10 protein-coding genes and 1 pseudogene are annotated in these 10,866 nt (G+C 29.7%); 1 reads left to right on the top strand and 10 read right to left on the bottom strand.

Going from position 1 to position 10,866, the window contains the following annotated elements:
• The 10 genes and pseudogenes from JJE11_RS07500 to JJE11_RS07455 all read right to left on the bottom strand — a co-directional run.
• Nucleotides 1-371: pseudogene (locus JJE11_RS07500) on the bottom strand (hypothetical protein); the annotation flags it as partial.
• 49 nt (nt 372-420) lie between these two features.
• Nucleotides 421-840 carry a thioesterase family protein gene (locus tag JJE11_RS07495; RefSeq protein WP_291634164.1) on the bottom strand — a complete coding sequence of 140 codons (420 nt, stop codon included), beginning with the start codon at nt 838-840 and terminating at the stop codon, nt 421-423.
• 42 nt (nt 841-882) lie between these two features.
• Nucleotides 883-1,608: a hypothetical protein gene (locus tag JJE11_RS07490; protein WP_291634162.1), complete on the bottom strand. Its 726-nt coding sequence runs from the start codon at nt 1,606-1,608 to the stop codon at nt 883-885.
• Between the two features lie 212 nt (nt 1,609-1,820).
• Nucleotides 1,821-2,906, bottom strand: coding sequence for an endospore germination permease (locus JJE11_RS07485; protein ID WP_291634160.1), 1,086 nt, complete (start codon nt 2,904-2,906; stop codon nt 1,821-1,823).
• A gap of 22 nt (nt 2,907-2,928) precedes the next feature.
• A complete protein-coding gene (locus JJE11_RS07480) occupies nt 2,929-4,086 on the bottom strand; it encodes a Ger(x)C family spore germination protein (protein ID WP_291634158.1) in 1,158 nt (385 codons plus the stop codon).
• An 83-nt stretch (nt 4,087-4,169) separates the two neighbouring features.
• Nucleotides 4,170-5,291: a Ger(x)C family spore germination protein gene (locus tag JJE11_RS07475; RefSeq protein WP_291634156.1), complete on the bottom strand. Its 1,122-nt coding sequence runs from the start codon at nt 5,289-5,291 to the stop codon at nt 4,170-4,172.
• Nucleotides 5,288-6,373, bottom strand: a complete 1,086-nt coding sequence (locus tag JJE11_RS07470) for an endospore germination permease (RefSeq protein WP_291634154.1) — start codon at nt 6,371-6,373, stop codon at nt 5,288-5,290. The genes JJE11_RS07475 and JJE11_RS07470 overlap by 4 nt, the downstream gene beginning before the upstream one ends.
• Nucleotides 6,374-6,375: 2 nt before the next feature.
• Complete coding sequence (locus JJE11_RS07465) at nt 6,376-7,488, bottom strand: Ger(x)C family spore germination protein (RefSeq protein WP_291634152.1); 1,113 nt, start codon at nt 7,486-7,488, stop codon at nt 6,376-6,378.
• Nucleotides 7,485-8,579: an endospore germination permease gene (locus tag JJE11_RS07460; protein ID WP_291634150.1), complete on the bottom strand. Its 1,095-nt coding sequence runs from the start codon at nt 8,577-8,579 to the stop codon at nt 7,485-7,487. Before JJE11_RS07460 ends, JJE11_RS07465 begins: the two co-directional genes overlap by 4 nt.
• 1 nt (nt 8,580) lies before the next feature.
• Nucleotides 8,581-10,068: a spore germination protein gene (locus JJE11_RS07455; RefSeq protein WP_291634148.1), complete on the bottom strand. Its 1,488-nt coding sequence runs from the start codon at nt 10,066-10,068 to the stop codon at nt 8,581-8,583.
• Between the two features lie 367 nt (nt 10,069-10,435).
• On the opposite strand from JJE11_RS07455, the gene JJE11_RS07450 reads away from it, so the two are divergent.
• On the top strand, nt 10,436-10,600 hold the full coding sequence (locus JJE11_RS07450) for a hypothetical protein (RefSeq protein ID WP_291634146.1): 165 nt from the start codon (nt 10,436-10,438) through the stop codon (nt 10,598-10,600).
• Nucleotides 10,601-10,866: the final 266 nt, after the last annotated feature.

Here is a 10,866-nt window from a genome sequence, read left to right as displayed (position 1 = left end):
GTTAATGGTATATTTACTCCATTAATTTCTTTAAATTCTGAAATTGAAGTATGATCAAAGATGTATTCAAATATTCCATTATTATAATTTATGGCAAGTCCTGCCATAACATCAATATCAACGCCATGGACAACATATTCGTAAAAGTACTTTGTAGAATATGTATCTGACTTTTCCTTGATTTTATTTTCTCCAATACTTTTTAGAATTTTATCTACTTTGTCAATATCATTTAAATCTACTAAAATATCGATATCATTAGGATTGTCTATAAGAGCATAATGATGCAATACGATAGATGCGCCTACAGCCCATACAACTCCATCATCATTTAATTTTTCACCAATATAACTTAAAGCTTCAAAAATCATTTTTTATCTCCTCGTTAATTGAAATTTCCTTATTCCAACATAGCTTGTACTACTGTTGAAATAATTTCTGAAACCTACTCCACATCTCTAGATTGGTTTTTTTAAGATTTACAACTCTAAATTCTTCATTAACGAAAGCTTGAGTTGTACTACCTTTAGCCAATATTTTCTTATCATTTTCTCTAACCACATTATAATTAAATATTACCTTAGCCGCAGTTAGTACTTTAATAAATGTCTGAATTATGAGGATATCATCAAATTTTGCCCCCTCTATGTACTTGCAAGAACTCTCTACCACTGGTAACATAATGTTGTTTTCTTCCATTTCTTTATATGTCATTCCTATTTCTGCTATATACTCTGTTCTTCCAACCCCAAACCAAGAATAATAATGTGCATGATGCACAATTCCCATTTTATCTGTCTCTATATATCTTACTTTTAGTTTTGTTTCATTAATATACATATTCATTTCTCCAATCTAGTTTTTATTTATTTCTATAAAATATTAAAAATCATATATTATACCATCGCAAAATACTCTTTTAATTACTCTTCTATCTACATATATTTGAATTATATCACCTTTTCTTAAGTATAATTCTACAGGTAAATTAAGTTCATAAGCGAAATTCCCTGATTTTATTTTTAATTTTGTCTTATGAATATGGTTTCTTCCTGATAAATCAGCAAGATCTGCACCTAGTAGCAATCCTTGTCCTGAGGACATACTATCAATTTGTATTTTAGGATAGTCAATAATCTTCCCAACCATTGGTATTCGGTTTTCTAATTTTTCATTGCTAATATAATCTATCTCCTCATCTATAATTATAGAATCATTTTCAATTACAACATTATTAATATCCAATAGGAAATATCCATTTATTTGTTCATTTTTAATTGTTTTACAATGAAAATTTTCTTCATAACGTAATATTCTAAGATATACAAGTTTTAATAATTCATTATAATTATTATCTTTAAATTTGCTAAACTCTTTAATTATTATGTTATCTATACTTTTGCTTAATCTTGTTTCATTAATTTTCCCTAAAATGCTTCTGCATCCTAGAAATCCAGCTAACTCAGATTTTATATTATTTATCTGAAAATCCTTATCCGTAAGCATAATATCTGTACTAGCAACCATAAATACATTTGTATATTGCGGATATGCAGATTGAATAAATCCTAGATATTTTTTGTTTCTATCATATACATTAAAAGGCATATTAAGTCACTTCCTTCTAAATTATTTTTTGAGTATATAAATTCAATAATCATTATGAGTTATTACATTTTATATATATTTATATTATATAATAAGCGAAAAAATACTTCTACCACTTTTAGTAATTTTCCATGCGAATGTTTCTTATGCTGATTTAATAAAATTTATTAAACTTAAATAATATATTATTATATAATATTAAATAGTGTAGTTTACTTTCTCCTTTTATCTTTTATAAATATCAATACACCAATAATAGTTATGTATGCAAGAATAAACAAAGTTATTTTAGGAACTATATAACCAAGTATCGCTCTTCTTTGCACTTCATTTTTAACTATCAAACATAAAGAAAGCATAATTGGAAATGTAATCCAATAAGTCTTCTTTTTATCTTTTATTTTTAATACATCACTAAGAATATATGTAAATGCATAATGCGCATTTGCTATGATCTTAAACATTACTATGCTCCATAAAAACATAAACAAAAACCGAAAATCATTTAGAAAAGGTATATTTACAGATGCTGTCACTAGCAACACTGGCCATAACGCTATAGACGTAACCTTATATCCTAAATTATATATACATATAAAAGTAACCCAAATATAAATAGCAGTAATAATAAATACAGCTTTTAACGCTACCTTTTTTACCTTACCTTTTCCTCTTAAAAGTGGATAAAATAAAAATATTGCTTCCATTCCACCATACGCTAATGCTGATCCAACACTACTGCTTAAAATATTTTTAACCCCTGTTCCGAATACAGGTAATAGGTTCAGATAATTACCACTTGTTAATGTTGGTATTAATGCTAATGCTAAAACAGCTATAACATATAGTGAAATTTTATTGATTTTGCCCAATACTTTTATCCCTTTATCACTTAAATAGATGGCTACTAATAAGGCCGGAACAAAAATCTTTATTGGTGATAAAAAGGGGGTTATGAATGATCTAAAAATATTACTCAAACTAACAATGGCATTAATTGTAAATATACCAAAATTAACCATTAATAAAATCTTGCAAATGGTTCCCAGGACTCTTCCTAAGTATATGTTACTTAAAATCAAAATGTCCTGATTAGGATGTTTTTTTGCATAATATATAGCAAGCAATGCTAAATATAGAGGATGAAGACTACCAACCAATACCGCTATCCATCCATCCTGTTTTGCATCCTGTACCATAGCATTGGGTAATGATAGAATAGCTGTTCCGATTATAAATCCCACTACCAATGCTATAGCTTCACTCTCTTCTAGCAGGTTGCCTTTTCCCTTAACCATCTTATTTACTCCCCATACTCATTTAATACTGTCCTGTTCCAATTTTATCAATTTTCACCACTACATTTACTTTAATATCTGCGTTACTTACCTCTTCATTCCAATCTATCCCTGTTTCTCTGCCATATTTGGCCGCAGCACACATCCCTAGATTTAAGCAATCTATTCTATAAACATTTTTAACTTTCTCCAAAAATTCATTACACATTTTCTCTATTTTTTTCGCCATGAGTGTTTCAAACTCGCTTTCACTTTCTTTATTAATATCTTTGTATAGTGTGTTCTCTATGATGTCTCCTTGAAAACTTAGGTCAATGATGAATTCGTATTTCCCTTCTGTCTTATTACATTTCACCTTTCTTTTAACCATTGCGTCGTAATTTAAATACTTATCTGAACCATCCTGCAGACTTAGTATCCCTTTCCCTTTTTTTTCTCTAAGCATATTCATAATTTTACTTTCGTCCATAGGCAATACGTAAGCCATTTTATTTCCTTTAAATAATGCCATACCTGTAAAAGAGATATTTTCATCTATTATTTCAAGGTAAGGAAGTACTAAATTCTCTCCTTCTGAATCCAATTTTACATATATATTCAATAAGCCATATTCTGAAGATAAAAAATTATAGTTTGTAGCATGTTTAACCATACCTTCCATATAATCTGAAGAACTAGGATATCCTTTTACCTTAAATCTTAATATATCTTCTGCCTTTCCTTTACATACTATAAATATATTGGTATCATTAATTTTAGGATTGGAAAAGAGTATATTTATTATATTTAATATCCCATAAAATGCTTGTTCTTCCCCTAATATTAATATTCTTTCAGTACCAATTGTATAAGGTTTACTGGAAACTAATTGTCTTTTTTCCCTTGTGTCTCCAATTGTATTTGACTCTGTCTTTATAACATCACTGCCTTGCTCTCTAGTTTTTCCCGCCTTAATTGCCTTTATATTAGTGCTTCTTACACCATTTTTTCCCTTCTTATTAAAATCATATATAGAAAACGCAACGCCATATTCTACATTAGTACTTGATTTTTTGTTAATATCAAATCCAATGCCTGCTATTATATTTAACTCCTCCATAGGACTTACTTGCAATTTTCCTACATAAATAAAAACTATTAGCACCATTAAAACCATAATTATCATTTTTTTCTTTTTCATAAGGTATCCTCTCATGCATTCCTATCCTGTACTTAATGATTATTAATCATTAAGCCTTCTATTCTCCCTTATTTATCCACTATTCAATACTGTCCTCTTCCTAATTTATCAACATGTACCTTTACATTCACTACAATATCAGAGTTAGAAACAATCTCATTCCAATCGGCTCCTGTGTCTCTTCCATATTTAGCTGCTGCCACCCATCCTAGTTGCAATAAGTCTAGCTTATATTCCTTTTTCATCTTATCCAAAAATTCATTGCATATACCCTTCACTTGCCTCTCCATGTCATCTTCAAATTTATTGGTTACCTCTATGTCAGTTGTTATGTCCTTATATAATTCATTGTTAATAATTTCTCCATCTAGATTTAGGTCAATAGTAAAAGTATATTTATCCCCTGTTTTTTTACATGAAATTTTTCTTTTAGATTCCGCTTGGTAGTTTATATACTTCTCTGAATTCTTTTGTATGGTTAGTATGCCCCTTACCTTATTTTCACGTAACATATTCATTATTCTTGTTTCCTTCATATCCAAAATAACGCCTAGTTTATCCTTATTAAAAACTGCCATTCCATTTATCTTAATTTCATCTTCCACCATTTCAATAAAGGGACTAACTATATTTTTACCCTCTGCATCTAATGCTAATGCTGCATTTTGAAACGTGTAGTCTTCTCTGAAAAAATTATAGTTTGCAGAATTTTTAATCATATCACTTATATAATCTGCTGAATTATCATAGCCCGGTGTCTTATAGTTAAAATATTCTTCATGTTTACCTTTGCACATCAGGAAAAATACATTATCATTAGCCACAGGATTTTTAAAATTAACTTCCATTAAAGTCCTTAACCCATATTTAGCATATTCTTCATCTGCTAAAGAAATTTTTGTGAGTCCTAAAAAGAATTCTAATCCTGATTTTTTTTGTCTATCTTCTCTTGTTTTACCGATGGTACTACCTACTCCAGTACTCACTATGGTTTCAACACTGGAATCTTCCTTATATGAATTAGTAATGGAAGTAACTCTATAGATTATATTTCCTCCAACGTCTTTATTTATGCCGATTCCCATTCCCACCGCAATACCCAAATTTTCCATGCTAATTAAATTCATCTTTTCGCCTCTAGAAAACGCCACAATAACTACACTGCATAAAACCACAACAAATATTTTATTCATATTTTTTTTCATTTTGCCCTTCCTTTTTTTATCCATATTAAACTGGCAATGAGGGTTATATATATTAAATTGTATATAGTACTTATTGGTGAGGTATATTTTGAAATCTCATCAATTGCTAGCTTATCTCCATAATAAATCTCTGCAAGGATTATAACCACACTAGCCAAAACTAAATATATTATCTTTTTATTTTTTATTTTTTTTATATCCTCTAAAATAAACACACACACATAATTAAAAATGGCTACAGATTTAATCGCTATAATTAACCAGCAATATATAAAAATATATCTAAAATTTGTTATTATTTCAACCTTTACTGCCACAGTTACTGTAAAAAAACTCCATACCGTTTTAGGGATTATATCTTTTCCCATATAATATATACTTATAAAAGCAATCCAACCGTATAGAATAGTAGTAAATCCTGCGGCTTTTAAAACTGAGCTCTTTATCTTACTGCTATCATTTATAAAGGGATAAATTAAGAATATAAGTTCCAATAATGAGTAATCGTAACCACATTTCAGACTTCCTTTTAAAATATTTACAATTCCAGATCCAAATATAGGACTTACATTTAAATAACTTCCTTGACTTAAAATAGAAATAGTAGGAATTATGATTGCAAGCAACAGCATAAATGTGATAGTACATATCCTTCCCAGTACTTTAATTCCTTTATTGGCTAAATACACTCCTGCTAAAAATAAAACTAGATAAATTTTCATTGGAGTTAAACTAGGTACCGCTTCCGTTCTTATAATTATTGCAATTGTTGAAATTAAGGGCGGAAAATAACTGAAAAAACTTATCAAAAAAAGAAAATTTAGTATGGTTCCAATTGCCTTACCAAAATATTTTTTACTAAGCGCTAAAATATTCTCCTTCGGAAATTCCCCGCTTACATATATGGCTAAAAGCGCTATATATAGTGGATATATTCCCCCTATTAATGCAGAAATCCACCCATCCTGTTTTGCAACCATTACATCATTAGGTAAACCTGCTACTGTTACATCAATTATAATTCCCATTAATATAAAAACAACCTCATTTGGAGTTAGTAGATTTTTCTTTTCTATCTGCATGCCTAATAATCTCCTCTACCCTGTAAGTCTACCTTAACCTTTACATTTACTTTAATATCTGCACTGGAAACCACCTCATCCCAATCAATAAGTTTCTGCCTTCCAAACTTAGCAGCAGCTTCTCTTCCAAGTCCAAGGCAATCTATCTTGTAATCATTCTTCATTACTTTTATAAAATCATCACACTCTTTTTCTATACTCTTTTCCATATCTTTTTCAAATTTTTTTGTTTTGTTTATATCATCCATCATACCAATATACATTTCATTATTAACAACCGTACCTATGAATGTCACATCAATAATAAAACTATATTTATCTCCTTGCTTATAGCATTTCACCTTTCTTTTTCCAACCTTTGCATTAAAATCAATATACTCTTTTGAATTATTTTGCAATGATAATATCCCGTTCGCACTATCATTTTTTAACATACAAAGTATCTTAGATTTTTGTGCATCAACAACTCCTACCATTTTATCTTTTAAAAAAATAGCCATACCGGCTATTTCTATTCCTTCCTCTGTTATCTGTATATAAGGAAGTACCAGACTTCTACCCTCAGCTCCAATCCTGACATATGCATCTAGTTCCTTGTAGTTGTTAGAGAAAAAACTGTATTTGCTATTATATTCTATAAGCCCTCCTATATACTCCGAAGAATTACTATACCCTTTTTTCTGATATTTTAAGTAATCCTCTGCTTCTCCTTTACATACTGCCATATAAGCCATATCATTTGTTTCTGGATTTCTAAATCTATCCTCTACCAAAGTTTTTAAACCATATCTTGCATAATCCTCGCTAATCAAAACTACTCTTTCTTGCCCTTGGAGAAACTTTTTATCCATCTTCTCTTGTCTCTTTTGAATTATTTCGCCTAAATTTTCGCCCTGCTCTTTAAATAACAAATTCACTTGCTCACCATTTGCTTTATAAACATTCGTATTAATTGGCACGCTATATTCAATGGTATCTTTACCTTTTCTCACTATATCATAGCCTATGCCGTTAATAGTCACTACTTCTTCAATAGGAACCCTTTCTTGCCCAATCATAATAAATACATAAATTAGTATACCAATGATTATAATTAAGTATTTTTTCTTATTCAAGACTTACCTCCTCCCTTAAAAAATATAAATATAGCAATAACAGTCATATATAATAAATTAAATATGATATACCACGGCAAAATACTATTGCTTATGTTTTGCCTACTTATTTCATTTCCATAACTAAAGGCTAAATATAAAAGTACAGGAAACATTACAAAGTAAATCTTTTTCTTCTCTATTTTATATGCAAAATCTTTTATAATATATATACTTGCATAACCGTTAATGCTCATAGTCTTAAATGCTATTATGCTCCACACATACATAAAAATGTATCTATAATTATTAATTGCTGATATGCTTACACTTTCTGTCACTACCAAAAATGACCAAATATTTTTGGTAACAATGTCTGGTCCTAAATAATATGTGGTTATAAAAACACACCAAGCGTAAATAACTATAATTGCAGTTATACTCATTAACGACGCGACTAGCATCTTCTTTTTCTCTTCCATAAAAGGGTAAATCAATAAAATTATTTCCGCTCCTGAGTAAGCAAACACTGATTTCAAAGCTCCCTTTAATATTGAACTAACGCCAGAACCAAATACAGGACAAACATTTGTAATACTCGAATATTTTATGGCCATTACAGGTGTTAAAAGTAGAGGTATCGTGAGAAAAAAGCAAAGTTCACTTATCATTCCTATTACTTTTAACCCTCTCGAAGCAGTATAAATAATGCAAATAAACAGGATAGCTAGGAGTTTAAAAGAAGTTAAAAATCCCATCATATAGTTTCGCATTAAGTTGCTATAGTAACTTGCAATCATTGATGCCATAAAAATAAAATAAGTCGCAAATATTAAATTAAAGATACTTCCAATTATTTTCCCAAAATACTTTTTACTTAAAATTAATATACTATCTTTAGGAAACTTTTTGCCTATATAACTGCCTATGATTACGACATACAATGGATATATCCCACCTATTATTGAGGAAATCCAACCATCCTGATGAGCCGATTTTACTACACCATTAGGAAGTGATAAAATACCAACTCCAACAATGATACCGAAGATAATAAAAGCAAACTGACTTACCGATAAGTAAATTTTATTTTTATTAGAGCTTCCCTCCATTTTATTCACTACCTTTTTTCTTAAACTTATTTCTAAAATTTGTCTGCCTTATTGGGTTTGCATTAGGAATTCCCTCTGGCCGCTTGTTCATCTTCCATAATGGTGCTCTAATAAATGTATCCTTCATATCACTTTTATGAAACTCAAAATATGGTACACCTAGACTATCTAAAGATGAAAGATGAACTAAAATTAAAAACCACCCTACAGCTATTCCAAATATGCCCATAATGTTTGCTAGTATCAGCATTGGAAACCGTATCATTCGAATAGAAAGAGACATATCATAATTTGGAATTAAGAAGGTAGTGATTACAGTAATTCCTACTATAAGTAAAGTAGTAGGACTAACCATTTTAGATTGAATTGCCGTATCCCCTATAATAATACCGCCTACTAAACTTAATGTTTGCGCTATCTTAGTTGGTAGTCTTAAGCCACCCTCTCTCAAAAACTCCACAACTAATTCCATTGCCATAATCTCTAAAAAAGGAGTTAATGCAATACCTATCCTTGACTGCACAATGGGGGTTACAAATTTTATTGGTATCAGTTCTACATTAAACTTTATTAGTGTTAAATAAATAGAAGGTAGGGTAATAACAATGCAAGCCGCCAGAATCCTAAGAAATCTTACAAAAGAGGATATTATGGTTCTTTGTGTATAATCCTCCACAGCCTGGAAGAATTGCATAAACGTTACTGGGTATATAAGTACCATTGGCGTTCCCTCTAAAAAAACAAGTATCCTTCCTTCTACCATATTTGCAATAGCTCTATCTGGCCTTTCTGTACTATCGGCTTGTGGGAAAACCGTATAAGGATAGGACTCAATATATTGATCAAGTGCTCCAGTTGAAAGTATAGCATCTACATTAACAGCTTCTAATCTCTTTCTTATTTCTTCCACTACTTGATTATCCACTACATCACTAATATAAACTAATGCCACATCATTCTGCGTTCTACTCCCTAAATTAAGTAACTCAATAGTGAGATGTTTATCCTTAACTTTTCTTCGAACAAGACTAAGATTTACTTCTAAATTCTCTACGAAACCATCTCTTGGACCTCTTGATGCGGTTTCATTCATAGGTTCCATAATAGCCCGCTGTTGTCCACCTGTAGTGTCCGCTATTATTACTTCTAAAGCTCCATTTATTAGTACAGCAGTTTTCCCTCTTTTAAGATGATTAATCACTTCATCTAAATCATCTTCTATCAATGTATTGCTCATCGAAATGTATCTTTTAGAAAGATAATCTCCTATATTAGCCTTACCATTTAAATTTTCCCGTATATGAATCATCAGAGGATTCAATATATCTCTATCGATAATATCCTTGTTTGTAATTCCATTGACATAGATAATTGCAGCTTCTAAAGGCTGATCCACCCCAATATAAAAATGTTTTACCACCATAGGACTATTAACGCCTAACTCATTTCTAATTAATTCTATATTTCCATTTAGATCTCCATTCTCCATTGCAATCACCACTTCCTTTTCTCATAGCTAAAACTTTTAAAATTATAAATTGATACTTAAGCTCTGATTTCTATATATTTCTATATTATAGTTTCTCTTATTTTATCTAAAATATCCACTTTTATTTATTCTATGTTAATTTTAACTATACACATACTCCAATATTTCACCAAAGCAGAGTATTTGCATAATTACTCATTTTATAATTATAAAAACAGAAAAATTTTTAACATTTATTGTAAATTATTCATGCAAATATTTTTATCCTATTAGGGTTATATTAGTAATAGGCATCTTTTTAAAACTACTATACTAATTAGTTTTTTTTAAAGATAACTTATAAAGCAACGTAAAAGGAGGACCGATTATGGACAACAATAAAAGTCACATGAAAACTGATAAAAAAACTAATGCTGAACTCAGAAAAATGTTTCCTCAAAGTGGTAGCGATATAGGTATTGAAAACGGTGTAAAAATAGATGCAAATAATGATAAATTTACTAAACGTTCTAAATTATCACATAACAAATAATGATTTAGATACAATTTAAAAATGATATAAAAATATAAGAGCACTAGATTCGTAATGCGTAGCAGCATTACATCTAGTGCTCTTATATATAATGGTTTTTATTTTGTTTTTAACTTCATTATAATAGTTTTCTACACAATAAAAAAACCCTATAAGACTTGTGTCTATAGGGTATATAATACTTATTTAACTATCTTCCGTAAGATGAGTTATTATTTTGTTGTTTTCTTGCTCTTCTGCAATCAGCACATCTTTGTGGTTCATTT

Source organism: Clostridium sp., assembly GCF_016650095.1.
In the GTDB taxonomy this organism is placed as follows: Bacteria; Bacillota; Clostridia; order Clostridiales; family Clostridiaceae; genus Clostridium_AD.
Note: the sequence above shows the minus strand (reverse complement) of the source record. Positions and strands in the feature narration are given on the sequence as shown.